The following is a 26597-nucleotide window of genomic DNA, read 5'->3' as shown; positions in this document are numbered from 1 at the left end:
TTTTACAGTTGATGAAAAAGATGATGCGGCAGGATATGCGAGCTATCGGGAGCGATTGTAAGAACATCCGCATTGTCAGCGGGATAACATGAAAAAATACGTATATTGTATATAATTTCAACACATTGTAAACTTTTTATTTTACAAATTTCATCTTATAATAAAGATTATACTTTTCAGAAAAATAACGGAACCCTTCGGAGGTGCACGGATTGCTGAGATTAGAAAATGTATCAAAAGTCTATAAAGGCGGAAAAAAAGCTGTCAACAGCATTGATTTAAATATCGAAAAAGGCGAATTTATTTGTTTTATCGGGCCGAGCGGCTGCGGAAAAACGACGACGATGAAAATGATTAACAGACTGATTGAGCCGTCATCCGGAAAGATTTTTATCGATGGCGAAAACATTATGGAGCAGGACCCGGTGGAGCTGAGACGGAAAATCGGCTACGTCATTCAGCAGATCGGACTTTTCCCTCATATGACCATTCAGCAGAACATTTCCCTCGTGCCGAAACTGCTGAAATGGCCGGAACAAAAGCGGAAGGAACGGGCGCGGGAGCTTTTGAAGCTCGTCGATATGGGCCCGGAATATTTAGACCGCTATCCTCACGAGCTGAGCGGGGGACAGCAGCAGAGAATCGGCGTGCTGCGCGCCCTTGCAGCGGAACCTCCCCTTATTCTCATGGATGAACCGTTCGGAGCGCTTGACCCGATTACGCGGGATTCCCTTCAGGAAGAATTCAAAAAACTGCAAAGAACATTGAATAAAACGATTGTGTTTGTAACACACGATATGGATGAAGCCATTAAGCTGGCTGACCGGATCGTCATTTTAAAAGCGGGAGAGATCGTTCAGGCCGGCACTCCTGATGACATCCTCCGGAATCCGGCTAATGAGTTTGTCGAAGAATTTATCGGCAAAGAACGGTTATTGCAATCAAGACCGGATATTGAACGCGTCGAGCAGATGATGAATAAAAAGCCTGTCACCGTTACGGCGGACAAAACGCTTTCGCAGGCGATACAGGTGATGCGGGAACACCGTGTCGATTCCCTGCTTGTCGTTGATGACCTGAATGTGCTGCAAGGATATGTTGATGTCGAAATCATTGATCAGAACCGGAAAAAAGCGAGCCTCGTCGGCGACGTGCTCCGCTCTGATCTGTATACAGTCGAGCAGGGGACACTGCTGCGTGATACCGTACGCAAAATTTTAAAGCGCGGAATGAAATATGTACCCGTCGTTGATGAACAAAGGCATTTAGTCGGAATTGTCACGAGAGCGAGCCTTGTCGACATCGTTTACGATTCAATCTGGGGCGAGGAAGACCAGCTGGTGACAGGCTGACAAGGGGAGGAACGCTTACAATGAATGAAATGATCAAGTTTTTGCAGACGAACGGCGGAGAACTGTTATATAAAACGTGGGAGCATTTATACATTTCGATCATCGCCGTCATATTAGGCATTGTCGTCGCCGTTCCGCTCGGAGTGGCGCTGACGAGAATGAAAAAGGGCGCAGGCGCCATCATCGGCGCCGTCAACATTGTGCAGACCTTGCCGAGTCTCGCGATACTGGCATTTTTTATCCCGCTGTTAGGCGTGGGAAAGGTGCCCGCGATCGTCGCGCTGTTTTTCTATTCGGTGCTGCCGATTCTCCGGAACACGTATACCGGCATTCAAGGCGTAAACAAAAATCTGCTGGAATCGGGAAAAGGCATCGGCATGACGGTCTGGGAGCAGATCAGGCTTGTGGAACTGCCGCTTGCGGTTCCGGTGATCATGGCGGGCATCCGCACATCCACCATTTATCTGATCGGCTGGGCGACGCTTGCTTCCTTTATCGGGGGCGGCGGGCTCGGAGACTATATTTTTATCGGCCTGAATCTCTATCAGCCTGAATATATTATCGGCGGCGCCGTGCCGGTCACCATTTTAGCCATTATCATTGATTATCTGCTGGCGGCGACGGAACGGAAGGTGACGCCGAAAGGGCTGAAAGGACTGAAGGAAGTATCATAAGGAGTTGGCTGTTGTGAAAAGAAACCAAAAGAGATGGATGTGCGCACTGGCGCTGTCAGCTGCTCTGCTTCTAGGCGGCTGTTCCCTTCCCGGCCTGAGCGGGGCTTCCGATGATACGATCAAAATCGGGGCGCAAAGCATGACGGAATCAGAAATTATCGCCAATATGCTCGCACAGATGATTGAACACAATACAGACTTGAATACGGCATTAATTAAAAACCTCGGATCGAACTATGTCCAGCAGCAGGCGATGCTCGGCGGTGAAATCGATATCGCCGCGACGCGCTACTCGGGAACGGATTTAACGAGCACTCTCGGCATGGAAGCGGAAAAAGACCCGAAAAAAGCATTATCCATCGTACAGAAAGAATTTGAGAAACGCTTCCATTACAAATGGTTTGATTCTTACGGATTTGAGAACACATACGCTTTTACCGTCACGAAAGAGCTTGCGGAAAAAGACCATTTAGACAAAGTGTCCGATATTAAGAAGCATGCGGATCAATTTAAGCTCGGTGTAGACAATGCGTGGCTGAAAAGAAAAGGTGACGGCTATAAAGGCTTTACCGACACGTACGGCTTTGAATTCGGCACAACCTATCCGATGCAGATCGGACTTGTATACGATGCCGTGAAAAACGGGAAAATGGACGCCGTCCTCGCTTATTCAACGGACGGACGGATTAAAGCGTACGATCTGAAAATTTTAAAAGACGACAAGCAGTTTTTCCCGCCGTATGACTGTTCGCCGGTCATTCCCGACAGCGTGCTGAAGCAGCATCCTGAACTGAAGGGCATTGTGAATAAACTGATCGGCAAAATCGATACGGAAACGATGCAGGAATTGAATTACGAGGTGGACGGCAAGCTGAAAGAACCGTCCGTCGTCGCTAAAGAATTTTTGGAGAAACATCATTATTTTGAATAAGAAATGAGGTGGGGCAAATGGAAGTGCTGCAGCAGCTCGGCACTTATTATTCTCAAAACGGCGCCTATGTGCTTCAGGAGTTTTACCGCCATTTTCTCATGTCGGTATACGGCGTTTTATTTGCGGCGATCGTCGGGGTTCCGCTCGGCATCTTCATTGCCAGGCACAGAACATTAAGCGGCTGGGTATTCGCGGTGACAAACGTGATTCAGACCGTGCCGGCGCTTGCGATGCTTGCGGTGCTGATGCTCGTCATGGGGCTCGGCGCCAATACGGTGATATTGTCGCTGTTTTTATATTCGCTTCTTCCGATCATCCGGAATACGTACACGGGAATCGCCAGCATTGAACACGCTTATCTTGAATCGGGAAAAGCGATGGGCATGACCAAATTTCAGGTGCTCCGCATGGTGGAGCTGCCGCTTGCGCTTTCCGTCATCATGGCGGGGCTGCGGACGGCGCTCGTCATCGCGATCGGCATTACGGCAATCGGTACGTTTGTCGGCGCGGGCGGACTCGGTGACATTATTGTCAGGGGCTCAAACGCCACGAACGGAACCGCGATTATTTTGGCCGGCGCCATTCCGACAGCGCTGATGGCCGTTATCGCAGATCTTGTGATGGCATGGCTGGAGCGGGCGCTGAGTCCGGTGAGAAAGAAAAAACGAACCAAAGCGCCGAATGCGGCATGAAAAAAACGCCTTGCGGGTCAGGGCGTTTTTTTCTTATGGCTTCGGAACATGCTTGAAAATTTCTTCGCTTTCAAAAAACTCGATCAGACGGCTGATCCAGTTGTAGTAATCTAGCCAATCCTTTAATTCTTTCAGCAGTTCGTTGATTTTTTCCTCAGCTTCTTCCGGCACGCCGTTTTCAAGGACGGCTGTCAGTTCGCGGTTCAGCTTTTTATGCATCATTTTATTTTTGCTGACGACCTTGCTCCATGTGGCCGTAAACAGCGTAATAAAGGTTTGGTAATAATCCTGCTCGACGTCGTATAAATCTTTGCGGACGCCTTTTTCAAACACTTTTTCCGCCAGATTGACGTCAAGCATTTCACGGACCGCCTGACTCATTCTCGTCTTGCTCATGCCGGTCGCTTCTGATAATTCAGTTAAGGTCATCGGCTTGCGGTTCATATAAATAATGCCTAAAATGCGCCCCACCGTCGCGGGCATTCCGAATGTATGCATATTTTCAGCGATTCGTTCTATCAAATGATCTTCAGCTTGTTCGATTACGTGTAACGGATCTTTCTCCAACAGTTTCAATCCTTTCAGTCAGCAATTCCGATGTCAATATACCACATTTTTAAACCGGCGGAAATGCTCTTCCGAGAGAATTTGGCAGTAATCCGGAGCAATAAGAAGAACTTTGCCGGTCAATACGGGTTAATCAGTGCTTACACAACCTTTATATATAATATGGACAAATTGTAAACTTTTTAATTTACAAAGTTTAATTTATAATGGAAAACGTTCAATTGTCTGAAAAGTTAAATTTGAATTTAACGAATTGAATAAACTTAATCGTGGAGGTGTGAGTGTTTGCTGACATTAGAAAATGTCTCGAAAATGTATAAAGGCGGGAAAAAAGCCGTCAACAGCATCAACCTGAATATCGCCAAAGGCGAATTTATTTGTTTTATCGGGCCGAGCGGCTGCGGCAAAACGACGACGATGAAAATGATCAACCGCTTAATTGAACCGACAGAAGGCAGAATCTTGATAGAGGGCCGAAACATTATGGAACAAGACCCGGTGGAACTCAGAAGAAGCATCGGCTATGTCATCCAGCAGATCGGGCTGTTTCCGCATATGACCATTCAGCAGAACATTACGCTCGTTCCGAAGCTTTTAAAGCATCCTGCCGAAAAACGGAAGGAACGGGCGCGGGAGCTTTTAAAGCTCGTTGATATGGGGCCTGAATATTTAGACCGTTACCCTCATGAACTGAGCGGAGGACAGCAGCAGCGAATAGGTGTATTACGGGCACTTGCCGCAGAGCCGCCGCTCATCTTAATGGATGAACCGTTCGGGGCGCTTGACCCGATTACGAGAGATTCCCTTCAGGAAGAATTTAAAAAACTGCAAAAAACCTTACATAAAACCATCGTATTTGTTACCCATGATATGGACGAAGCCATCAAGCTTGCGGACAGAATCGTCATTCTGAAAGCGGGAGAAATCGTCCAGGCCGGAACGCCTGATGAGATTCTCAGATTTCCGGCGAATGAATTTGTTGAGGAGTTTATCGGCAAGGAACGGCTGATCCAATCATCCAGCCCTGATATTGAACGGGTGGAGCAGATCATGAATCCCGATCCCGTGACGGTAACACCTGAGAAAACACTGTCAGCCGCCATTCAGCTGATGCGTGCCGAGCGAGTGGATTCGCTGCTCGTCATTGATGAAAAGAACGTTCTACAAGGTTATGTCGATGTGGAGATGATTGACCGCAAACGAAGACAAGCGGTAACCGTCGCGGAAGTGCTTGAGCGGGATCTGTACACGGTCAGAAGCGGCACTCTGCTTCGCGACGCCGTCCATAAAATTTTAAAAAGAGGCATGAAATTTGTGCCGGTCCTTGATGAAGCCGGCCGGCTAACGGGAATCGTGACAAGGACAAGCCTCGTTGACATCGTCTATGACTCCATCTGGGGAGAAGAGAATCAGCTCGCGGTGATGTCATGAGGAGGCTTCAATTGATATGAATCAGACCGTGCAATTTTTACAGGCAAATGGAGGAGAGATGCTTTATAAAACATGGGAGCATCTGTACATCTCATTAATCGCCGTCATGGCGGGCATTCTCGCCGCCGTTCCGCTCGGCGTCCTGCTGACGAGGATGAAAAGAGGAGCCGGTGCCGTCATCGGCATCGTCAACATCATTCAAACCTTGCCGAGCCTTGCCATTCTTGCGTTTTTTATTCCGCTTTTAGGCGTAGGAAAGGTCCCGGCTGTTGCGGCGCTGTTTTTCTATTCCATGCTGCCGATTCTCAGAAACACGTATACGGGGATTCTCGGCGTCAATCGGCATCTTTTGGAATCGGGAAAAGGAATCGGCATGACGGCATGGGAGCAGATCAGGCTTGTAGAGCTCCCGCTTGCCGCTCCGGTCATCATGGCGGGCATCAGGACGTCTTCGATTTATTTAATCGGCTGGGCGACGCTCGCCTCCTTTATCGGCGGAGGCGGGCTGGGAGATTACATTTTTATCGGCTTGAACCTTTATCAGCCGGAGTATATTATCGCAGGCGCCGTTCCGGTCACAGTGCTGGCGGCAGCCGTCGATTACATGCTGGGGATGACAGAACGGAAAGTCACGCCTGACGGGCTGAAAAGCATAAAGGACGCTTCATAAGGAGGAGGTCTCTCATGGGGAATAGATGCAAAAAACGGCTGCTCGCAATCGCCTGTATCGGCATGCTGCTCCTTGGCGGATGCTCGCTCCCGGGATTGAGCGCCGCATCGGAGGACACCATTAAAATCGGCGCGCAAAGCATGACCGAATCAGAAATCATCGCGAGCATGCTCGGACAGATGATCGAACATCACAGCGGGTTGAAGACAACGGTTATTAAAAATCTCGGCTCCAATGCCGTACAGCAGCAGTCCTTGATCAACGGTGATATTGATATCGCCGCTACGCGCTATACAGGTGACGCGCTGACCGGGACGCTTCGCATGGAGCCGGAAAAAGACCCGGACAAAGCGCTGCGGCTCGTTCAGCGTGAATTTCAAAACAGATATGACATGAAATGGTTTGATTCTTACGGCTTTGATAATACATACGTCTTTACCGTTTCCGGACAGCTTGCCCGCAAGTATCATTTAGAATCGGTATCCGATGTCAAAAAAGAAGCGTCTCATCTGAAATTCGGCGTCGATAACTACTGGATGAAGCTGAGAGGCAACGGATATCAGGATTTTATGAACACATACGGAATGTCATTTGAAGGCACGTATCCGATGCAGATCGGCCTTGTTTACGACGCCCTGAAAAGCAGAAAGATGGATATCGCGCTCGCTTATTCCACCGACGGAAGAATCATCGCTTACGGACTGAAAACGCTGAAGGATGATAAGCGGTTCTTTCCTCCGTATGACTGTTCACCCGTCGTTCCGGATCAAGTATTAAAAGAGCATCCCGAACTGGAGGGCGTGATCAATAAAATGATCGGCGCGATTGATACAAAGATGATGCAGAAAATGAATTACGAAGTTGACGGCCGATTAAAAGAGCCGTCCGTCGTGGCCAAGGAATATTTAGAAAAACATCATTACTTTGAATAACGGAAAGGAGATGTGCGGATGGACACGATGAAGGAGCTGTTTACGTATTATGCTCAAAACGGCAGTTATGTTCTGTATGAGTGCTGGCGGCACTTTCTCATGTCGGCGTACGGCGTCGTTTTCGCCGCCATTTTCGCCATTCCGGCCGGAATTGTGACAGCAAGGCACGGGCGTCTCGCCGGCTGGGTGTTTGCTGTGGCGAACGTGATTCAAACCGTTCCGGCGCTTGCGATGCTCGCCGTCCTGATGCTCGTCATGGGACTCGGCGCCAATACGGTCATCACGGCTTTGTTTTTGTATTCACTGCTGCCGATTCTCAGAAATACGCACACGGGCATTATCAATATCGAGCACGCTTATCTCGAATCGGGAAAAGCGATGGGCATGACGAAATACCAAATCCTTCGTATGGTGGAGCTGCCGCTTGCGCTTTCCGTCATTATGGCGGGTCTCCGAACGGCGCTCGTCATTGCGATCGGCATCACGGCGATCGGCACCTTCGTCGGGGCGGGCGGCCTCGGCGATATGATCGTCAGAGGGTCGAACGCGACAAACGGAACCGCCATTATTTTGGCGGGCGCCATCCCGACCGCGCTGATGGCGGTAGCCGCAGACCTGCTGATGGCGTGGCTGGAACGAGCCCTCAGCCCGGTGAAAAAACAAAAAAGAAAGCTGATCGTACGCTCAGCCTCATGAAAAAAGCATTCTTCCGCGTGAAGGATGCTTTTTTTTGATTTCTTGATTAAATTTTGATAACTGCGCTGTAAAGTCTTACTTATCAAATAACAAAGCAGAGGGGTAATCAAATGAGCAACATCATAGAAACGAGACAGCTGCAAAAATCATTCGGCAGACAACAGGCAGTGGCTGATGTGTCTCTATCAGTAAAACGCAACAGTATATACGGCCTGCTCGGTCCGAACGGCGCGGGAAAATCAACGACACTTAAAATATTGACCGGCATGCTGCAGCAAACATCCGGCGAGGTTCTGTTCGACGGACATACATGGAAGCGCGAAGATTTGAAAAGCATCGGTTCCCTGATTGAAGCGCCGCCGCTTTACAGCAACCTGACAGCCGCTGAAAATCTGAAAGTCCGCTGCGTGATGCTCGGACTGCCTGATTCAAGAATTGCGGAAGTGCTGGAAATCACGGGATTAACGGGAACTGGAAAAAAGCGCGCCGGACAATTTTCTATGGGAATGAAGCAGCGTCTCGGCATTGCGTTAGCATTATTAAACCGTCCGTCGCTCTTAATTCTTGATGAGCCGACAAACGGATTGGACCCGATGGGAATTCAGGATTTGCGGGAATTTATCCGCTCTCTGCCCGGACAGGGAATGACGGTTATTTTATCTAGCCACCTGTTATCAGAAGTCGAGCAGATCGCAGACCATATCGGAATCATCAGTGACGGCGTTTTAGGATATCAGGGAGAAATCAGCCGGGAAGACGATCTGGAGCGGCTGTTTCTGGAGGTTGTCAAATCAACACGGGAGAAAGCGGGGACTGGGAAATGATTCAGTACATGCAGGCGGAACATCTTACATCTAAAAGAACATTTATCAGAAAGCTGATCATTCTTATCCCGCTTCTGAACACGGCTTTTTCTTTTCTGCTGAATGCCGCCTATTTTATGACGGGCACGTTCAATTGGTGGGCGGTTATTTTCATGCCGCTCATGATTGCTCTAATGTGCGGTTTATCTGTTAAAAAAGAGAAAAAATCAGCGAATGACCGTGCGGTGTACTCACTGCCGGCTGACTTGAAGAGCATATGGTTCTCAAAAATAAGCTTGATCGCGCTGTATTCACTCCTGTCGCAAATCGTCTTTTTAGTCATCATGTTTTTGCTTGGCCTTATGTTTCCGGCAATTGCTGCGGTTCAGCTGAAAGGTATTGAAGCAAGCTCCCTTCTGTGGCTGTCTACGCTTTGGGAAATTCCGTTCTGCTTATGGATTGCCAGACAGTTCGGGTTTACGGCAGTGATCCTCATGAATATGATCGCCGCCTTTGTTTTAGGCATTGTGCCGGCGTCAGGTTCATTGTGGTGGCTGAGTCCATGGAGCTGGTCAGTCCGGGTGATGTCACCGATTCTCGGGATCCATCCGAACGGAATTCCGCTTCCTGCAAACAGCGGCTTATTAAACGGAAACGTGATCATTCCGGCTATTATTCTTTCTATTCTTTCTTTTATCGCGGTAAGTTTTGTTTCCGCCGTGTCTTTTTCAAAAGGGGGAAACCGGTCATGACCGTGCTTTTACGATATATGTGGGCCGATGTATTAAAAATGAAGCGCACGCCGCTCATATGGATGCATGCTGCGGCGCCGGTTTTATGCGCGGGATTTTTCCTGTTGTATATGTATGGAAGGGTTCAGGAGCCTTATATGCTGTACAGTGTGTTTTTCAGCGCGATTGCCGTTTTATACCCTTTAATCATCAGTATTGTCTGCGGCATGTCTGCCTCGGTTGAGGAACAGGCGGGCCATTTTCAGATGATGCTGGCGGTCCCGCATTCTAAAATCATCAGTTTTGCGGGCAAGCTGCTTTTGCTGCTCCTATTGAATGTGTTATCGGTAGGTCTCGCCATCTGTCTTTATTTGGCGGGGATGAAATTTGTTCTTCACATCAATGATCTCCCGTATCTTCTCTTTTTAAAAGGAGGGGCGTGGCTGATTGCCGGCAGTATTCCGCTTTATATGATGTCTTTTTTTGTCGGCATAAAGTACGGCATGGGACCGTCCGGGCTTTTAGGGGGAGCGGGTTTATTAATGGCGGCGCTCATGAATACGGGACTTGGCGATACCATCTGGCGTTTTTTCCCGTGGGCATGGAGCGTACGGCTTTCAGGCCTTGCAGGACTGCTGCATTTTGACAAAGTCAAAAAAGAGTTCCTCCCTTATGTAAGATACGATATGAGATTCGGAGAAATAATGTTATATTTTTCTATAGTGATATTATGTCTGGCCGGCCTCTATTGGTGCAGAAGATGGGAAGGGCGGCGTTCATATGAATAAAGGCAAGGAGCGATTCGGCCGGTGGCAAACATTTTAGCAATTGATGATGAAAAAGATATTCTCGTTCTGATCAGAAACATTTTACAGCGTGATCAGCATACAGTAACGATTCTGGAAAAAGCGGAGGATCAGTCATTGGATTTTTTTCAAGGCTATGATTTGATTCTTCTTGATATCATGATGCCCGGAACGGACGGGATTGAACTCTGCCGGCGGATTCGGCCGCTGGTGGACAGCCCGATCCTGTTTTTAACGGCAAAGTCTGACGAAGAATCCATTGTGAAAGGCCTCATGACAGGCGCTGATGATTACATCACAAAGCCGTTCGGCGTACAGGAATTGATGGCAAGGGTAAACGCGCATGTCAGAAGGGAACGGCGGGAAAAGCATCAGACGAAACGGCTGATATCAGGCTTCATGTTTGATTTTGACAATAAAGAAGTATGGATTGATGACCGGAAACTGCCTCTTACGAAAAACGAATATAAAATCGTTGAATGTCTGGCACAGCATAAAAACAGAACATTCTCACGGGAGCAGATTTACGAGGAAGTGTACGGCTTGGACGGCGATGCGCTCTATTCAACCATTACGGAGTTTATCAGAACCATCCGGAAAAAATGTAAAGAACACGGGGCTGATCCGATCAAAACGGTGTGGGGTGTCGGATACAAATGGGAATAGCAAAAGGAAAATCCAGCATCCGCAAAGAGCTTGTCAAATTTACGATCACACTGTGTCTGAGCACGATGGGGGTGGCGGCATTATGTGTCGCCTTAAATGCCATTGCTATGAATGCCGGAGCGATCCTGCCCGCAAACTACAGCGAGCATGAGGCGGAACAGATCAAACCCCGCCTGAAATCAGCGGAAAAGATAACAGAAGACATGATCCCCGCAGGTATGACATACGCCGTTTTTGATAAAAAAACAAAGCGGATGACAAAAGGAACGATGACGGAACAAGATGCGGCCAACGCGAGAAAAAAGATTCAGCATCAGCCGTATTTTAATTATGCTCAAAAAGGATTCATGGTGATAAATCGGAAAGATGAATACGGCGTTCTCCAATATTCACTCAGGTCGGAATTTCAGTCGCTGCTGTTAAGGCGCTATCTGCCGAATTATGAATGGACGGGTCTTACGATTCTGATCACTTTGCTTCTTTTGACCGTTTTTATTGTGACGACGCGTTTCGCCAATCAGCTGAGACGGCATTTCAGCACACTCAGCTCCATTACGGCAAGCATTCAAAAACAGAATTTAAATATCAATCCAAAAAGGTCGCGTATAAAAGAATTTGACGATGTCATTGACTCTCTGCTGAAAATGAAAGACGCGCTTCAGGCATCTCTGGCGGCGCAATGGGAGGCGGAGCGGATAAAGAAAGAACAAATCGGCGCGCTTGCGCATGATATTAAAATTCCGGCAACGATCATTAAAGGAAATGCCGAACTGCTTCAGTTAACAAAGCCTGATGAGGAGCAGGCGGAATATGCGCAGTATATTCTGGATGCCGGAAACAAAATCGAGCATTATGTCGGACAGCTGATCCAGCTTTCTAAAGCGGAGGAGGCAGTTGCCGTTCATGTGGAATATACCGACCTCAAAGAGTGGATTCAAAACATATATCGTGACGCGGCGGCGCTTGCGGGCCCGAAACAGATTGATCTCGTCCTCAGCGAACGGGGAATTGACAGAAAAGAAGCGCCGATCGATCATGAGCTGCTCCACAGGGCGGTCATGAATATCGCGGCAAATGCCGTCGACTATACGCCGGAAGGAGGGGAAATCCGTGTGGACGTCCTGTGCACCGATTCCGCCCTCCATCTCGCCGTATCCGACAGCGGAAGCGGGTTCTCGCCGGAAGCGCTGAAAAGAGCGACACAGCTTTTTTACACGGAGGATAAAAGCAGACATTCGGCGGGGCATCACGGCATGGGGCTTACATTCGCCCATCATGTCGTACATCTTCACCACGGCGAATTAATACTTGAAAATCAGGAGTCTGGAGGAGCCCGGGCGGAGATTCGAATTCCGCTGGAAGGCGTCAGACAAAAACAAGCCCTGCACGCCTGAGGGCTTGTTTTTCTGTTTAAGAAAAGCAAAAATAAAAACGGCTGTCCGTTTGAGAGATCAGCCGCTTATGCGGAAAAGAGTTTATCAGGAAGGATCAATCCATGTTGAAGACCACTTGGAAATTTCCTCTAAAATAGGGGCTAATGCGCAGCCTTTTTCCGTTAAAGAATACTCAATGCGGACAGGCGTTTCGGGGATAACATCCCGTTTGATGACACCTTCTGTTTCAAGTTCTTTCAGACGTTCTGACAAGACTCTTCCGCTTAAATTCGGAAGCGCCGCTTCAATTTCGCTAAATCGCTGCTGTCCGTTCAATAACTGAAAGACGATTAGAGCCACCCAGCGTTTACTTAGGATGTCGACCGCTTTTTCGAATCTGGGGCACATTTCTGATTGGTTCATGCTTTTTCACCTCGTCTTCTGCTATTATACCGCAAAATCGGAGGGAACGTACGTCTGGCGCTTGTTAAGTTGAGGAGAGGATCAAAAAGAGGATGAGGAATCCGGGGAGCGTTTTTTCGCTTCAGCCGCAATAAAATCAAAGTATTTGCTGACGCTTTCAATATCTTCTTTTGTGAAGTGCTGCCACTTTTTGCTGTCAAACAGCGGCAGATGCTCCGCGCCTCTGTCAACGGCGGTCTGATAGATGGCGCAGATGGATTGATAGCTTTCGGAGGTTTCGCGGATTTCTTCCTGAAATGCCTTGATGTGTCCGGCCCGCGCCATTAACTCCTCGTACGGAATTTTTAATGTGTCCGCCAATTTTCGGATGGTCGCGGGTTTAGGAATGCCGCGGTGCCCGTTTTCAATTCTGGAAATGGTCGCCGAGCTGACGCCGGAATAGACGGCAAGCTGATTGACGGTAAGCTTCCGGGCGCGGCGCAGCTCTCTTAATTGCTTTCCGAATGTGTTCAATAAGATCGCCTCACATGTGCAAAGTCATGAGTCTTCATTTGTTCTTTTTTTGGCTTCAGCCGATAAGAACGCAAAGTATTTATCAAGCAGAACCAAGTCTTCTTTCGACAGGTGCCGCCAGTTCTCCCGCTCCAATAGGGATAAATCATGCAGCTCATACGTTTCGGCTTTTTCCAGCAAGGTGCAGCCCGTGTCGTACGGGGCTCTCGTTTCCTGGACGGTCTCTATGTATCCCGCCGTCTGCATCAGTTCCTCATACGGGATTTTTAACGCATCTGCGAGCTTTTTAATGGTTGCAGGTTTCGGCACCCCGCGTTTGCCGTTTTCAATCCGCGAGATTCCCGCGGCGCTGACGCCTGAATACGTTGCCAGCTGGTTCACTGTCAGATGCCTTTTTTCCCGCAATGTCCGCAATTGTTTCCCGAAGCTTTCCACAGTCTCTCCCCCTCCCGCGGTCTATTTATATTCTAGTATGTTTATTGACTAAAGGGAATAGCCAGGCTGGAAAAGTATTGACAAAAGTTAACAAAAGCCGTATCTTATGTATAAGAAAGAAAGTATTTGACAGAACGGAAGGTGAAGAAAGTGGTCGAAAAGATACAGATCAGAAGAGATTATGTGCTGCAGTATATGGTCAATAATGACTACTCGTTAAACCAGCTCGCCCTGGAGATCGGAATATCTCCCGCCACACTGAGCCGTGTACTGAATGGAGAGCGGAGGCCGGGCCAGCTGGTCATCGGAAAAATGCTCTATTACTTTGACATGAAATTTGAAGATCTTTTTTACTACGACTTTGTTGACAAAAGTCAATGGTGATGGAAGATTCAAACGCATTTCCGTTTTTCTGACATGATGTGCACCGATACGGCGTGACATGCCTTTGTTTTTCATGTAAAATAGAAGCAATGTAGGCCAGTCAGTCTGGAGGTGTATGGGATGCACACATTATTGATTACCTTATTGGTCATCGTCAGTATTGCACTTATTATTGTCGTATTGCTTCAAACCAGCAAAAGCGCCGGTTTATCGGGTGCAATTTCAGGCGGGGCGGAGCAGCTTTTCGGAAAACAGAAAGCAAGGGGCCTTGATCTGATTCTTCACCGCACAACCGTTGTGCTGGCAGTCTTGTTTTTCGTGTTGACGATTTCGCTGGCGTATATCGTATAAGGCAATGTTTGTATAAGGTCTGATTTAATATCAGGCCTTTTTCTTGTTGAGAGACGGCGTTTGTTTCTCGCAAAACTGTGGAAAACTAAATTGAATGTGCAAAAAAGGGGTTATGAGCATGAAAATTGTGACACCAAAACCATTTACATTTAAAGGCGGAGACAAAGCGGTGCTTCTGCTGCACGGATTTACGGGAAATACGGCAGACGTCAGAATGCTCGGCCGCTACTTGAATGAGCGCGGCTACACTTGTCACGCGCCTCAATATAAAGGGCACGGCGTTCCGCCGGAAGAGCTGGTACATACGGGGCCTGAAGATTGGTGGAAAGACGTCATGGACGGTTATGAATATTTACGGTCTGAAGGCTATGAAAACATTGCGGCCTGCGGACTGTCGCTTGGCGGGGTTTTTTCATTGAAATTGGGTTACACTGTACCCATAAAGGGAATTGTTCCTATGTGTGCGCCGATGCACATTAAAAGTGAAGAGGTTATGTACGAAGGAGTTCTCTCCTACGCGCGCAATTATAAAAAATTCGAAGGAAAACAGCCGGAGCAGATTGAAAAGGAAATGAAGGAGTTTGAAAAAACACCGATGAATACGCTCAAATCGCTTCAGGAGCTGATTGCCGATGTGCGCAAAAACGTCGACATGATCTATTCCCCGACATTTGTGGTTCAGGCACGGCATGACCATATGATTAATACAGAAAGTGCGAACATCATTTACAACGAGGTGGAAACGGACGACAAACAGCTGAAATGGTATGAAGAATCAGGTCATGTCATTACGCTCGATAAAGAACGGGACCTCGTTCATCAGGATGTGTACGAATTTTTAGAGAAACTCGATTGGTAACAAACAGGAGGTCGAATAATGGAAAAAGAAGCGTTTATGGACCGTCTTCTCGCGTTTATGAAGGAAGAGGCGTACAAGCCCCTTACCGTTCAGGAACTCGAGGAGATGCTGAACATCACGGAAGCAGATGAATTTAAAGAGCTGGTAAAAGCGCTGGTGGCGCTCGAGGAGACGGGACAGATCGTCCGCACCAGAAGCAACCGCTACGGGCTTCCGGAAAAAATGAATTTAGTAAAAGGAAAAATTTCCGCGCATGCGAAAGGATTCGCGTTTCTATTGCCGGAGGATACCTCTTTAAGCGACGTGTTTATTCCGCCGAATGAGCTGAATACGGCCATGAACGGCGATATCGTCATGGTGCGGCTCAATTCCCAGTCAAGCGGATCGAGACAGGAAGGCACGGTCATCCGCATCTTGGAAAGAAGCATCGACCGCGTCGTGGGCACATACACAGAAACGAAAAGCTTCGGTTTTGTCATCCCGGATGATAAGAAAATTACGAGTGATATTTTTATTCCGAAACATGCCAATAACGGCGCTGCGGAAGGCCATAAAGTCGTCGTCAAACTGACAAGCTACCCTGAAGGCAGAATGAACGCCGAAGGAGAAATCGTTGAAATACTCGGCCATAAAAATGATCCGGGCATCGATATTTTATCAATTATCCATAAGCACGGCCTGCCGGGAGATTTTCCGGCTGAAGCGATGGAGCAGGCAACAAGCACGCCGGATACCATCGATGAAAAAGACATCAAAGACCGCCGTGATCTCCGCGATCAGGTCATTGTCACCATTGACGGCGCGGATGCGAAGGATCTGGATGACGCCGTCACCGTGACAAAGCTTGATAACGGCAGCTACAAGCTCGGCGTCCATATTGCCGACGTCAGCCATTACGTCACGGAGAATTCCCCGATTGACAAAGAAGCGCTGGAAAGAGGGACAAGCGTGTACTTGGTTGACCGGGTCATTCCGATGATTCCGCACAGACTGTCTAACGGAATCTGTTCTTTAAATCCGAAGGTCGACCGGCTGACGCTTTCCTGCGAAATGACAATCAACCAGCAGGGCCAGGTGACAGAGCACGAGATCTTCCAAAGCGTCATTAAAACGACGGAAAGAATGACCTATTCAGATGTCAACCAGATCCTCACAGAAGACGACGCCGAGCTGAAAGAAAGATATGAGCCGCTCGTCCCGATGTTTAAAGACATGGAACGTCTGGCCGAAATTCTCCGGGCGAAACGGATGGACCGCGGCGCCGTGGATTTTGATTTCAAAGAGGCGAAGGTGCTCGTCGATGAGGAAGGCGCCGTTAAAGACGTCGTCATCAGAGAGCGCTCAGTAGCGGAAAAGCTGATTGAAGAATTCATGCTTGTGGCAAACGAAACGGTGGCCGAGCACTTCCATTGGATGAACGTGCCGTTTATTTACCGGATTCACGAAGAGCCGAACGCCGAAAAACTGCAAAAGTTTCTGGAGTTCGTCACGACATTCGGTTATATCGTCAAAGGAAAAGCCGGAGACATTCATCCGCGCGCGCTGCAAAGCATTCTTGACGAAGTGCGGGACCGTCCGGAAGAAACGGTGATTTCAACCGTCATGCTCCGTTCCATGAAGCAGGCGAAATACGACCCGCAAAGCCTGGGCCATTTCGGGCTGGCGACTGAATTTTATACGCACTTCACATCGCCGATCCGCCGCTATCCTGACTTAATCGTTCACAGGCTGATCAGAACGTATTTGATCAACGGACAATCGGACGAAGCGACTCAAGAAAAGTGGGCCGAACGCCTTCCGGAAATCGCTGACCATACGTCAACGATGGAACGTCGCGCCGTTGATGCAGAGCGGGAAACGGACGATCTGAAAAAAGCGGAATATATGCTTGATAAAATCGGCGAGGAATTTGACGGCATGATCAGTTCCGTCACGAATTTCGGAATGTTTGTCGAGCTGCCGAATACGATTGAAGGGCTTGTGCACGTCAGCTTTATGACGGATGATTATTATCGTTTTGACGAGCAGCATTTCGCCATGATCGGCGAACGCACGGGCAACGTTTACCGGATCGGAGACGAAATCACGGTCAAAGTCGTCGACGTCAATAAAGATGAGAGAAACATCGACTTTGAAATTGTCGGCATGAAAGGCACCCGCCGTCCGAGAGAAACGACAGGCGACCGCAGAAAACGCGGCAGACCGGCGCGGAAACGCGTGTTAAACAGCAATACCCCGGCTTCACCGCCGAAATCGGAGGAAAAAGGGGAATGGTTTACAAAACCGAAGAAGAAAAAGAAAAAACGCGGTTTCCAAAACGCGCCGAAACAAAAACGCAAAAAGAAGAAGTAAATGCGAAAAGCAAATGGGGCAAAATGCTCTGTTTGCTTTCTTTCGCAAGCCGCATTTTCATTGTCGCGGAACGCTCCATTTGCTAAAATAAAGCGTATCGCACACATGAACGGTTTTTGCGGAGAGAGGAGGATAAGGCATGCCAAAAGGATCAGGCAAAGTATTATCACAAAACAAAAAAGCAAACCATGATTACTTTATAGAAGAAACCTATGAAACAGGCATCGTGCTGCAGGGGACGGAGATTAAGTCCATCCGCGCCGGCCGCGTAAACATGAAGGATTCCTTTGCGAAAATCGAGCGCGGCGAAGTGTTCCTCCACAATATGCACATCAGCCCGTACGAGCAGGGAAACCGCTATAACCACGACCCGCTCCGGACGAGAAAGCTTTTGATGCACAGGAAAGAAATCAATAAGCTGATCGGCCTGACGAAAGAGAAAGGTTATTCTCTCGTGCCGCTGAAGCTGTACTTGAAAAACGGCTTTGCCAAAGTGTTAATCGGCCTCGGAAAAGGGAAGAAAACATACGATAAACGCGAAGATTTAAAACGAAAAGACGCCAAAAGGGAAATCGAAAGAGCGTTCAGAGACAGACAAAAAGGCTTCTGATGCCTGAGCCTTGATGTGATAACTGCCGTATGCTATACTGTTCACACATCAAATTCACAGGCTGTTTATTGAAGACATTCCCAATTGAATTTGTCTGTGATCATGATATAATAACAGTACAGCCAGTTGAGCAAGAGCTTGATAGATCTCCCGTATACCCTTAACAAGGGGACGTTACGGATTCGACAGGGATGGATCGAGCTTGAGCTGCGAGCCGAGAGGCGATCTCGTTAACACGCACCTAAATATAACTGGCAAAACTAAAAGTTTTAACCAAAACTTAGCACTAGCTGCCTAATAAACGCAGCGAGCTCTTCCTGACATTGCCTATGTGTCCGTGAAGAGCACATCCAAGTAGGCTACGCTTGCGTTCCCGTCTGAGAACGTAAGAAGAGACTGACAGACTAGCTCTCGGAAGGCCCGCCCGCAGGCACGAAGACGAGTGAAACACGAAATATGCAGGCTACGCTCGTAGACGCTTAAGTAATCGATGTTTCTGGACGTGGGTTCGACTCCCACCGTCTCCATACATAACAGAGGAACCGCAGTGCCGTCACTTGACCGCACTGCGGTTTTTTCATGCCGAAAAATCAAGGAGTGAATGTAAATGGAAATCGTCATCATAGACGGAAAAGATGTTACAAGCACAGAAGCTTTACACCGAATCTTAAAAGATCAATTAGATTTCCCGGACTTTTATGGTGAAAATCTGAATGCCTTATGGGATTGTCTGACAGGCTGGATCGAACTTCCGCTGACTTTGGTGTGGAAGAATTTTGAGGCCAGTCAAAAGGCATTGGGCTCGGATGCTGATGATGTCTTGGAGCTGTTTCAAGAGGCTCAAGAAGAGTTAGGGAATCGGTTTGTCATTCAAATCGATCAGCCGTCAGCCGGGACAACGGACAGGCACTAAAAAGTGCGTACTTCCCCTCATCTATTTTTCTATCCGATAATAGGGACGGAGGGTTTCAGGCTTTCGATTTCAGTCCATATATAAGAAGAGACTTGCGATAGGGAGGAATGGATGATGGATTTGCAGTTGAAAGGGAAGACGGCGCTTGTGACGGGATCTACGTCAGGCATCGGGAAGGCGATTGCGGCTTCGCTGATTGCAGAAGGTGCGGCCGTGATCATTAACGGCCGCCGTGAAGAAAAGGTGAACGAAACGATCCGGGAACTAGAGAAACAGACGCCGGATGCCCGTCTCTATCCGGCCGCATTTGATTTAGGCACGGCGGAAGGATGCGGCGCGATTTTTCAGCAGTACCCTGATGTGGACATTCTCGTCAACAATTTAGGAATCTTTGAACCTGCGGAATACTTTGATATTCCTGACGAAGAGTGGCTCCGGTTTTTCGAGGTGAATATCATGAGCGGCGTGAGGCTGACACGCCGGTATACAAAGCGGATGATTGAACGGAAGGAAGGGCGGGTGATTTTTATCGCGAGTGAAGCGGCCGTCATGCCTTCTCAGGAAATGGCCCACTACAGCGCCACGAAAACGACGCAGCTGTCGCTGTCACGCAGTCTGGCCGAGCTCACGGAAGGGACGAATGTGACGGTGAATACGGTCATGCCCGGCTCCACGAAAACAGAGGGCGTCGAAACAATGCTCGAGTCGCTTTACCCCGGTGAAAACCTGACCGCGGCGGAGGCGGAGAAACGATTTATGAAGGAGAATCGTCCGACGTCCATCATTCAGCGGTTGATCCGTCCGGAAGAAATCGCCCACTTTGTCGCCTTTTTAAGCAGCCCGCTGTCGTCTGCCATTAACGGATCTGCATTGCGGATCGACGGCGGCTTGGTGCGGAGCATTATATAAGATGAACGTACAAAAACCCCCGTAAAGCGGGGGTTTTTTTAATGTGGATCACGCTGAAACCGGCTGATGATCCTGCTGATTAAATCTTTTGTGGCGGAGTCAAAATGCTCTTCTTTTTGGTTTGTCAACAGCCCGACCGGCGGTGAAATTGTTAAGTTATGGATCGGAATGACCTTCGTGCCCTCGATCGGTTCTGAATGCGCCGTCGCCGTAAAGATTGAGACGCCGATATTTTCCCTGACATAGTATTGGTGAGCCATGCTGCTGGTCAGCTCCATTTTTCGATAGCGGCTGCCGATGGACCGCTGCAGGTGCTGTTCAATTTGAATCCGGATCGGGCAATTGGCGGGCGTAAAAATCAGGCATTCATTTTCTAAATCCTCGAGATTGACGCTTGCTTTGGCGGCAAGGGGATGTCTGTCTGACACGATGACATTGAGCGAGTCATGAAAAAACGGATCGAAATAATTCTCCAGAATCAGCTCCGGCTCGCCGCATACGGCAAAATCAATGGCGCCCTCCAGCAGTTTGCGGCTGCATGTATTGGCGTCATCCACGCTGACATTGACCGACATGTCAGGATAATCATCTAAAAACCCCCGCAGCACGGCAGGGAAGATCAGGCTTGCCGTCGGTTCGGATATGCCGATCTGAATAAGGCCGGCCTGGCCCTGTCTGATATCGGCCAGAGTATGGTCAAGCACCTCGTATTGCGCGAGAAGCTGCCCGGCCCGCTCATGAAACAGCCGCCCCGCCCTTGTCAGCTTCAGCTTCTTTCCCCGTTCAAACAGCTGCGCGCCTACATCCTGTTCCAGCTGTTTAATCCGCATTGAAATCGTCGGCTGTGAGTAGTTCAGAATTTCGGCGGCCTTATAAAAGCTGCCTGACTGTACGATCGTATGAAACGTTTTAATGGTGCGTAATTCCAACGAAATCCCCTCCCGGCTGTTCATTAATTTTCTTGAACCTTTCCTTTACTTTTTTTGATTAGTCAAATAAATCAGTTTGCTTTATAGTATAAACAATCAAAGCTTAGTAAACAAATTGGAATTATATATTTTGGCGGGGAGAGTGACCGGAATGAGTGAAGACATATTTCGATTGGCTGAGAAAAAGGATGCGCCGGAGTTTTTAGAGCTGCTGTACAGCGCGTTTCAGCCGATCCGCAATTTGGAGATTGACTGGCCGTCGGCGCGGGCCGACATCGATATGGTAACAGAAAATATTGAAAATCATTCAGCCGTCGTGCTCGAACGGGACGGACGGCTTCTTTCAACCATTACGATCCGTTTTCCGTGGGAGAGTGACACGCCTCCGTCAAAATATCCGTTTGTCTGGTGGTTTGCAACGCTTCCTGAGCTGAAGGGGCAGGGCATCGGCAGCAAACTTTTGACTTATGTGGAGGAACACGTGCTGCGGGATACGCTGAAGGCCCCGGCCATCACGCTCGGCACTTCGGCGCGCAAGCATCCCTGGCTTGTAGATATGTACAGACGGAGGGGCTATGAAGTGTATTTTGAGCAGGAGAAAGACGGAGACATCGGAGTCATGATGAGAAAGGTGCTCATACCGGAGCGGTTTGACGCGTCGCTGTTAGGCACACCGAGCTGGGCGCAATGATAAAAAAACGGATCAGAGCCGGCTGTCTGCTTCTGCTGCTCGGCGTGCTGGCCGGGTGCGGGCAAGGAGAAAGCACAAAAGCGGGGAGCGGCGTGCAGACCGTCATTGTCGGCACGGGAACTGATTTTCCGAACATTGCTTTTATGGATGAAAAAGGCGAGCTGACCGGCTATGACATTGAAGTGATGAAAGCCATTGATAAACAGCTGCCGCAATACAAATTTGTCTTTAAGACGATGGATTTTTCGAATCTGCTTACAAGTCTCGGAAACCGGAAAATTGACGTGATCGCGCACAATATGGCGAAAAATAAGGAACGGGAGAAACGCTTTTTGTATCACAAGATCCCGTATAACTACTCGCCGATGTACATCACGGTGAAGGCGGATAATGACGCGATACACACGCTCCGGGATTTAAAAGGGAAAACCGTCATCGTCGGCGCGACGTCAAACGCGGCGGATTATATGACGGCATACAACAAAACCCACGGCAGCCCGATACATTTGAAATACGCCGGGCAGGGCGGCAATGATACAGCAAACCAAATGGAGACGGGACGTGCTGACGCCACCGTATCCACGCCGTTTGCCGTCGATTTTCAAAATAAGACGCACGCGTTCAAACAAAAGACGGTCGGTGATGTGCTGCTGGATACCGAGGTGTATTTTATGTTCAATAAAAACAGCCAAACCCTGGCCGACGATACGGATCGGGCGATTCAAAAGCTTGAGAAGGACGGCACATTGAAAAGACTGAGTGAAAAATGGCTCGGCGCGGATTATTCAAAATCAAGTTTCACGAAATAATTGAAGCAGAAAACGGGGCGATCACATGAAAATAAGATTGGCGGTCATGTCATTAACAATTGCCGCAACGGCGGCGTTATCAGCCTGCGGCGCGGGCGGGGAGGCGGCATCAGGCAATCAGAAAAACGTGAAGAACATCACGGTCGGCACGGGAACTCAATTTCCGAATATTTGCTTTATTGATGATAAAGGCAAATTGACGGGCTACGACGTTGAGCTGGTGAAAGAGCTTGACAGGCGCCTGCCGGACTATCGTTTCACTTTTAAAACGATGGATTTCTCCAACCTGCTTGTCAGTCTCGGCCAGCATAAAGTCGATATCGTAGCCCATCAAATGGAAAAAAGCGCCGAACGGGAGAAAAAATTTCTGTTCAATCAAGTCGCGTATAACAACTTCCCGCTGAAAATCACGGTGCTTCAAGAAAACGGGAACATTCACGGCATTGATGACTTGAAAGGAAAGCGGGTCATTACAAGTCCGACGTCAAACGGCGCGCTTGTGCTGAAAAAATGGAATAAAAAACACGGCAGTCCGTTTGAAATCGCTTATGCCGGCCAAGGCTCCAACGATACGGCCAATCAGCTGAAATCCGGCCGCGCCGATGCGACGATTTCTACGCCGTTTGCCGTCGATTTCCAAAACAAAACGAGCGCGATCAAAGAAAAAACGGTCGGCGGGGTGCTGTCAAATGCCAAAGTGTTCTTTATGTTTAACAAAAATGAACAAACGCTGAGCGATGACATTGATAAAGCCCTGCAGGAAATCATTGATGACGGCACGCTTAAAAAGCTGAGTGAAAAGTGGCTCGGCGCGGATTATTCAAAGGAGCAATATTAAGTGAAAAAGAGAGGGATCGGCAATGGAAAAAGCGTTTGATATCAGTATGATCGCGTCCTTTGTGCCGACATTGCTCGGGTATTTGCCCGTCACGCTGTATATATTGGCGGTGTCTCTGCTGTTCGGCTTTCTATTGGGGCTGCTTTTGGCGCTGCCCCGCATCTATCGCATTCCCGTTTTGAATCAGTTTGCGAAGCTGTATATCTCTTTTTTCAGAGGAACGCCCATCATGGTGCAGCTGTTTATTGTGTTTTACGGTATTCCGGCGCTCACGGCGCTCGCCGGAATTGATACCTCCAAAATGGACCCTTTGTATGCGGCCATCGCCACGTACGCGCTGAGCAGCGCGGCAAGAGCGGCCGAAATCATCAGGGGAGGTGTGAACAGCGTCGACCGCGGGCAGGCGGAGGCGGCTTTCAGCATCGGGCTGAACGGGGGGCAGACATTCCGGCGCATCATTCTGCCGCAGGCGCTTGTGCAGGCCTTTCCCAACATCGGGAATATGGTGATCGGTTTCTTAAAAGATACATCACTCGCTTTTTCGATCGGGGTGATGGATATGTCGGGCAGAGGACAGACCTTGATTACATCGAGCAATCATTCTTTAGAAGTGTATATCTCGCTTTCTGTTCTGTATTACGCGGCCGCCCTTTTATTTGAATGTGTCTTCAGATGGGCCGAAAAACGAATCAAGAAAGATGAGACGCGCCTTGTGACGGTTTTTGACATGAGCACGCACGGCTGAAAAGGAGGGAGAACAGTGGAGCTGGACATTCCATTTATCGGCACTGCGATAAAACAAATGATGAAAACCGTTCCGCTTACATTGGCGATGACGGTCATTCCGATTATTGCCGGATTTTTCATAGCCCTCGGCAATATCACGGTGCGTATATTCCGCATCAAATGGCTGCTGGCCTGCTCAGCGTTTTACGTGTCTTTTTTCCGCAGCACCCCGGCGATTCTCCATATTATGCTGATTTATTTAGGGGTTCCGCTGATTGCCGATCAATTCAGCCGCGCGTTTCATCTCGGCTGGTCGGCCAATCAGATTCCGGTCGCCGTGTTTGTCATCATGGCACTGTCATTAACGGCAGGCGCTTATATGACGGAAATTCTCCGATCCGGGATCATGGCCGTCGATACGGGGCAGGCGGAGGCGGCATATTCAATCGGCTTGACGCGGGGCCAGATGATTCGGCGTGTGGTTCTGCCGCAGGCGTTCATGATATCGCTGCCGAACTTCACCAACATAGGCATCGGCTTTTTGCATACCACTTCCATCGCGGCCATTGTTGCGGTGCCTGAAATTACAGGAACGGCGACGATTGCGGCATCCGATAACTATGCATTTCTGGAAGCATTTATCGGGGCTGCCGTGATTTATTGGGGATTAACGCTGATTCTCGAAGCTGTAAACAGTCTGGCGGAAAAAAGGGCAGCCAGATATCAAGGAGGCGCATTATGATCGAAATCCGAAACATTCAGAAACATTTTGGCAGTCATCACGTGCTAAAGGGGATCAATTTAAGTGTCCGGAAAGGAGAAGTCGTGACCATCATCGGCCCAAGCGGTTCCGGGAAAACCACTTTTCTGCGCTGCCTTAATTTACTTGAGCGGCCGGATGAAGGCGCCATTTCGCTGCACGGTGAAGTCATTAACTGCAAAAAGCCTGCCAAAAAAGACATTCTCAGACTGAGGAAACAGACGGCGATGGTTTTTCAGCAATATCATTTGTTTTCGCATAAAACGGCGATTCAAAATGTTATGGAAGGCCTGACGATCGCAAGGAAAATGAAAAAAACAGATGCGTACGCCATTGCCGAGCGGGAACTGGCCAAGGTGGGGCTTCAGGATAAATTGCACGCCTATCCGAATCAGCTGTCGGGAGGACAAAAGCAGCGGGTCGGAATTGCCAGGGCGCTTGCCATTCATCCTGATGTCATGCTGTTTGATGAACCGACCGCAGCCCTCGATCCGGAGCTTGTCGGCGAGGTGCTCGAGGTGATGCTTAACATTGTGCGGACCGGCGCCACCATGATCATTGTTACTCATGAAATGGAATTCGCCAGAAGAGTGTCCGACCGAATTGTGTTTATGGATGAAGGAGCAATCGTGGAACAAGGAACGCCTGAGGAAGTCTTTTACAAGACGAAAAAAGAAAGAACGAAGAAGTTCCTCCGCCGCGTGCTGCCTGATTACGGTTATGACATAAAAGAGCGCATAAAGGAGCCTGTCGTATGATTCGTTTAAGCATTTTAGACCAAAGTGTCACCGCGGAAAACCAAACCGCAGAAGAAGCCTTGCGGCAAACGGTGAGATTGGCTCAGGAGGCCGAACAATACGGATATGACCGTTTCTGGGCGGCGGAGCATCATAACAATGAAGAGATAGCGGGATCAGCGCCGGAAATTGTTCTGGGGTATCTTGCCGCAAGCACGAAAAAAATCCGTCTCGCATCCGGCGGGGTGATGCTGCAGCATTACAGTCCTTATAAAGTGGCAGAGCAGTTCCAGGTTCTGTCCGCTCTTGCTCCCGGCCGTGTGGCGCTTGGTGTCGGCAAAGCGCCCGGCGGATTTCAGCTGTCAACCGATGCGCTGCAGCGGGAGCTTATCCAGCCCGCCCGTTTATTTGAAGAAAAGCTTGAGGAGCTGACTCATTTCATCCGAAATGATTTTCCGGACTCGCACCGCTACGCGTCATTGCGACCGGCGCCGCATACTGAGTATGCGCCTGACCTCTTTTTGCTCGGCGGCAGCGCGGAAAGCGCGATATCCGCGGCCAAACTCGGCATTTCCTTCGTTTTCGCCTATTTCATAAACGGTGAAGAGGCTGCGTTAGAAAAAGCGCGCCACGCCTTTGACGAGCATCTGCCGAAAGGGTCTAAGGCGGAATTTCACCTTGCGCCGATGGTCTTTACCGCGCATACAAAAGCAGAAGCGGAAAAACACGTGGTATCGCGTGAGTCGGTCAAAATCATTCTCGAAGACGGCAAAAAGGTGAATGTCGGTTCCCGGGAACAAGCGGAAGCGTTTCTTGAACAAGTCACGCAGCCGTATAAGCTGATTACACAAAAGACGGGTGTGATTGCCGGGACAAAAGAAGAGACTGCCGCCGAGCTGCGACGATTATCCGTTCAATACAGCATTACTGATTTTGTGATTTTGTCGCCTATCAAAAACGCTGAGGAAAAACGATTGTCTTACCGGCTGTTAAGCAAAGCGGTGCAGCCGGCCCCACAATTATAGGAGGGATGA

At 48.9% G+C, this 26597-nt stretch carries 32 protein-coding genes and 1 other RNA gene; 28 read left to right on the top strand and 5 right to left on the bottom strand.

The window, feature by feature from the left end; genetic code table 11:
• Nucleotides 1-212 precede the first annotated feature (212 nt).
• The 4 genes from opuCA to opuCD are packed head-to-tail and all read left to right on the top strand — an operon-like array spanning nucleotide 213 to nucleotide 3649.
• On the top strand, nucleotides 213-1352 hold the full coding sequence (opuCA, locus tag AC3WTF_RS07885; RefSeq protein ID WP_003151651.1) for an osmoprotectant ABC transporter ATP-binding protein OpuCA: 1140 nt from the start codon (nucleotides 213-215) through the stop codon (nucleotides 1350-1352).
• Between the two features lie 20 nt (nucleotides 1353-1372).
• Entirely contained in the window at nucleotides 1373-2026 is a 654-nt protein-coding gene (locus tag AC3WTF_RS07880; protein ID WP_061047072.1) for an ABC transporter permease, read from the top strand.
• Nucleotides 2027-2063: 37 nt separating this feature from the next.
• Nucleotides 2064-2957, top strand: a complete 894-nt coding sequence (opuCC, locus tag AC3WTF_RS07875) for an osmoprotectant ABC transporter substrate-binding lipoprotein OpuCC (RefSeq protein WP_088005516.1) — start codon at nucleotides 2064-2066, stop codon at nucleotides 2955-2957.
• Between the two features lie 17 nt (nucleotides 2958-2974).
• Nucleotides 2975-3649: a glycine betaine/carnitine/choline/choline sulfate ABC transporter permease OpuCD gene (opuCD, locus tag AC3WTF_RS07870; protein WP_012118473.1), complete on the top strand. Its 675-nt coding sequence runs from the start codon at nucleotides 2975-2977 to the stop codon at nucleotides 3647-3649.
• Between the two features lie 33 nt (nucleotides 3650-3682).
• Here the strand turns inward: opuCD and AC3WTF_RS07865 are convergent, their stop codons facing one another.
• Entirely contained in the window at nucleotides 3683-4216 is a 534-nt protein-coding gene (locus AC3WTF_RS07865) for a GbsR/MarR family transcriptional regulator (protein WP_003151660.1), read from the bottom strand.
• Between the two features lie 285 nt (nucleotides 4217-4501).
• Here AC3WTF_RS07865 and AC3WTF_RS07860 point away from each other — a divergent pair, with 285 nt between their 5' ends.
• The 9 genes from AC3WTF_RS07860 (at nucleotide 4502) to AC3WTF_RS07820 (ending at nucleotide 12345) form a co-directional block, all read left to right on the top strand.
• Nucleotides 4502-5647 carry a betaine/proline/choline family ABC transporter ATP-binding protein gene (locus tag AC3WTF_RS07860; RefSeq protein WP_072589575.1) on the top strand — a complete coding sequence of 382 codons (1146 nt, stop codon included), beginning with the start codon at nucleotides 4502-4504 and terminating at the stop codon, nucleotides 5645-5647.
• A 16-nt stretch (nucleotides 5648-5663) separates the two neighbouring features.
• Nucleotides 5664-6317, top strand: a complete 654-nt coding sequence (locus tag AC3WTF_RS07855; RefSeq protein WP_017418898.1) for an ABC transporter permease — start codon at nucleotides 5664-5666, stop codon at nucleotides 6315-6317.
• Nucleotides 6318-6331: 14 nt separating this feature from the next.
• Complete coding sequence (locus AC3WTF_RS07850; protein ID WP_015240602.1) at nucleotides 6332-7249, top strand: osmoprotectant ABC transporter substrate-binding protein; 918 nt, start codon at nucleotides 6332-6334, stop codon at nucleotides 7247-7249.
• 18 nt (nucleotides 7250-7267) lie between these two features.
• A complete protein-coding gene (locus AC3WTF_RS07845; protein WP_042635496.1) occupies nucleotides 7268-7945 on the top strand; it encodes an ABC transporter permease in 678 nt (225 codons plus the stop codon).
• A 110-nt stretch (nucleotides 7946-8055) separates the two neighbouring features.
• The gene (locus tag AC3WTF_RS07840) at nucleotides 8056-8769 is read left to right on the top strand and encodes a lantibiotic protection ABC transporter ATP-binding protein (protein WP_003151665.1); all 714 of its coding nucleotides are present in this window, start codon (nucleotides 8056-8058) and stop codon (nucleotides 8767-8769) included.
• The gene (locus AC3WTF_RS07835) at nucleotides 8766-9500 is read left to right on the top strand and encodes a lantibiotic immunity ABC transporter MutE/EpiE family permease subunit (protein ID WP_007409981.1); all 735 of its coding nucleotides are present in this window, start codon (nucleotides 8766-8768) and stop codon (nucleotides 9498-9500) included. The genes AC3WTF_RS07840 and AC3WTF_RS07835 overlap by 4 nt, the downstream gene beginning before the upstream one ends.
• Nucleotides 9497-10267: a lantibiotic immunity ABC transporter MutG family permease subunit gene (locus tag AC3WTF_RS07830; protein WP_015240598.1), complete on the top strand. Its 771-nt coding sequence runs from the start codon at nucleotides 9497-9499 to the stop codon at nucleotides 10265-10267. The genes AC3WTF_RS07835 and AC3WTF_RS07830 overlap by 4 nt, the downstream gene beginning before the upstream one ends.
• A 21-nt stretch (nucleotides 10268-10288) precedes the next feature.
• Complete coding sequence (locus AC3WTF_RS07825; protein WP_007409983.1) at nucleotides 10289-10951, top strand: response regulator transcription factor; 663 nt, start codon at nucleotides 10289-10291, stop codon at nucleotides 10949-10951.
• Nucleotides 10942-12345 (top strand): sensor histidine kinase, encoded by a 1404-nt coding sequence (locus AC3WTF_RS07820; RefSeq protein WP_032869659.1) that lies wholly within the window; start codon nucleotides 10942-10944, stop codon nucleotides 12343-12345. Before AC3WTF_RS07825 ends, AC3WTF_RS07820 begins: the two co-directional genes overlap by 10 nt.
• Nucleotides 12346-12429: 84 nt before the next feature.
• Here the strand turns inward: AC3WTF_RS07820 and catR are convergent, their stop codons facing one another.
• The 3 genes from catR to rghR form a co-directional block, all read right to left on the bottom strand.
• The gene (gene catR, locus AC3WTF_RS07815; protein ID WP_003151672.1) at nucleotides 12430-12747 is read right to left on the bottom strand and encodes a catDE operon transcriptional regulator CatR; all 318 of its coding nucleotides are present in this window, start codon (nucleotides 12745-12747) and stop codon (nucleotides 12430-12432) included.
• Nucleotides 12748-12828: 81 nt separating this feature from the next.
• Nucleotides 12829-13260 carry a helix-turn-helix domain-containing protein gene (locus AC3WTF_RS07810; RefSeq protein WP_003151674.1) on the bottom strand — a complete coding sequence of 144 codons (432 nt, stop codon included), beginning with the start codon at nucleotides 13258-13260 and terminating at the stop codon, nucleotides 12829-12831.
• A gap of 24 nt (nucleotides 13261-13284) precedes the next feature.
• Nucleotides 13285-13695: a transcriptional repressor RghR gene (rghR, locus tag AC3WTF_RS07805; RefSeq protein WP_003151677.1), complete on the bottom strand. Its 411-nt coding sequence runs from the start codon at nucleotides 13693-13695 to the stop codon at nucleotides 13285-13287.
• 195 nt (nucleotides 13696-13890) lie between these two features.
• On the opposite strand from rghR, the gene AC3WTF_RS07800 reads away from it, so the two are divergent.
• The 8 genes from AC3WTF_RS07800 (at nucleotide 13891) to AC3WTF_RS07765 (ending at nucleotide 20073) form a co-directional block, all read left to right on the top strand.
• A complete protein-coding gene (locus tag AC3WTF_RS07800) occupies nucleotides 13891-14079 on the top strand; it encodes a helix-turn-helix domain-containing protein (protein WP_486501067.1) in 189 nt (62 codons plus the stop codon).
• Between the two features lie 120 nt (nucleotides 14080-14199).
• A complete protein-coding gene (secG, locus tag AC3WTF_RS07795; RefSeq protein ID WP_003151681.1) occupies nucleotides 14200-14430 on the top strand; it encodes a preprotein translocase subunit SecG in 231 nt (76 codons plus the stop codon).
• A 118-nt stretch (nucleotides 14431-14548) separates the two neighbouring features.
• Complete coding sequence (locus AC3WTF_RS07790; RefSeq protein WP_007409986.1) at nucleotides 14549-15289, top strand: alpha/beta hydrolase; 741 nt, start codon at nucleotides 14549-14551, stop codon at nucleotides 15287-15289.
• Between the two features lie 18 nt (nucleotides 15290-15307).
• Complete coding sequence (gene rnr / locus AC3WTF_RS07785; protein ID WP_031378334.1) at nucleotides 15308-17641, top strand: ribonuclease R; 2334 nt, start codon at nucleotides 15308-15310, stop codon at nucleotides 17639-17641.
• 139 nt (nucleotides 17642-17780) lie between these two features.
• On the top strand, nucleotides 17781-18251 hold the full coding sequence (gene smpB, locus AC3WTF_RS07780; RefSeq protein ID WP_003151688.1) for an SsrA-binding protein: 471 nt from the start codon (nucleotides 17781-17783) through the stop codon (nucleotides 18249-18251).
• A gap of 167 nt (nucleotides 18252-18418) precedes the next feature.
• Nucleotides 18419-18781: a transfer-messenger RNA gene (gene ssrA / locus AC3WTF_RS07775) on the top strand.
• Between the two features lie 77 nt (nucleotides 18782-18858).
• Entirely contained in the window at nucleotides 18859-19164 is a 306-nt protein-coding gene (locus AC3WTF_RS07770) for a barstar family protein (protein ID WP_015240594.1), read from the top strand.
• A 114-nt stretch (nucleotides 19165-19278) separates the two neighbouring features.
• On the top strand, nucleotides 19279-20073 hold the full coding sequence (locus tag AC3WTF_RS07765; RefSeq protein ID WP_277507275.1) for an SDR family NAD(P)-dependent oxidoreductase: 795 nt from the start codon (nucleotides 19279-19281) through the stop codon (nucleotides 20071-20073).
• A gap of 38 nt (nucleotides 20074-20111) precedes the next feature.
• Here AC3WTF_RS07765 and AC3WTF_RS07760 read toward each other — a convergent pair whose 3' ends face one another.
• Nucleotides 20112-21002, bottom strand: coding sequence for a LysR family transcriptional regulator (locus tag AC3WTF_RS07760; protein ID WP_277507277.1), 891 nt, complete (start codon nucleotides 21000-21002; stop codon nucleotides 20112-20114).
• A 151-nt stretch (nucleotides 21003-21153) separates the two neighbouring features.
• Here AC3WTF_RS07760 and AC3WTF_RS07755 point away from each other — a divergent pair, with 151 nt between their 5' ends.
• The 7 genes from AC3WTF_RS07755 to AC3WTF_RS07725 are packed head-to-tail and all read left to right on the top strand — an operon-like array spanning nucleotide 21154 to nucleotide 26588.
• Nucleotides 21154-21693, top strand: a complete 540-nt coding sequence (locus tag AC3WTF_RS07755; RefSeq protein ID WP_003151702.1) for a GNAT family N-acetyltransferase — start codon at nucleotides 21154-21156, stop codon at nucleotides 21691-21693.
• Nucleotides 21690-22502, top strand: a complete 813-nt coding sequence (locus AC3WTF_RS07750) for an amino acid ABC transporter substrate-binding protein (RefSeq protein ID WP_020956347.1) — start codon at nucleotides 21690-21692, stop codon at nucleotides 22500-22502. The genes AC3WTF_RS07755 and AC3WTF_RS07750 overlap by 4 nt, the downstream gene beginning before the upstream one ends.
• Before the next feature lie 25 nt (nucleotides 22503-22527).
• A complete protein-coding gene (locus AC3WTF_RS07745) occupies nucleotides 22528-23340 on the top strand; it encodes an amino acid ABC transporter substrate-binding protein (RefSeq protein ID WP_277507279.1) in 813 nt (270 codons plus the stop codon).
• Nucleotides 23341-23362: 22 nt separating this feature from the next.
• On the top strand, nucleotides 23363-24085 hold the full coding sequence (locus tag AC3WTF_RS07740) for an amino acid ABC transporter permease (RefSeq protein WP_190664566.1): 723 nt from the start codon (nucleotides 23363-23365) through the stop codon (nucleotides 24083-24085).
• A 15-nt stretch (nucleotides 24086-24100) separates the two neighbouring features.
• Entirely contained in the window at nucleotides 24101-24808 is a 708-nt protein-coding gene (locus tag AC3WTF_RS07735) for an amino acid ABC transporter permease (RefSeq protein WP_020956345.1), read from the top strand.
• On the top strand, nucleotides 24805-25584 hold the full coding sequence (locus AC3WTF_RS07730) for an amino acid ABC transporter ATP-binding protein (RefSeq protein WP_015418222.1): 780 nt from the start codon (nucleotides 24805-24807) through the stop codon (nucleotides 25582-25584). Before AC3WTF_RS07735 ends, AC3WTF_RS07730 begins: the two co-directional genes overlap by 4 nt.
• Nucleotides 25581-26588 carry an LLM class flavin-dependent oxidoreductase gene (locus AC3WTF_RS07725; RefSeq protein WP_277507280.1) on the top strand — a complete coding sequence of 336 codons (1008 nt, stop codon included), beginning with the start codon at nucleotides 25581-25583 and terminating at the stop codon, nucleotides 26586-26588. The genes AC3WTF_RS07730 and AC3WTF_RS07725 overlap by 4 nt, the downstream gene beginning before the upstream one ends.
• Nucleotides 26589-26597: the final 9 nt, after the last annotated feature.

The sequence above is a fragment of the Bacillus sp. EB106-06-01-XG163 genome (genome assembly GCF_058791615.1).
This window is presented reverse-complemented; position numbering and strand designations above follow the sequence as displayed.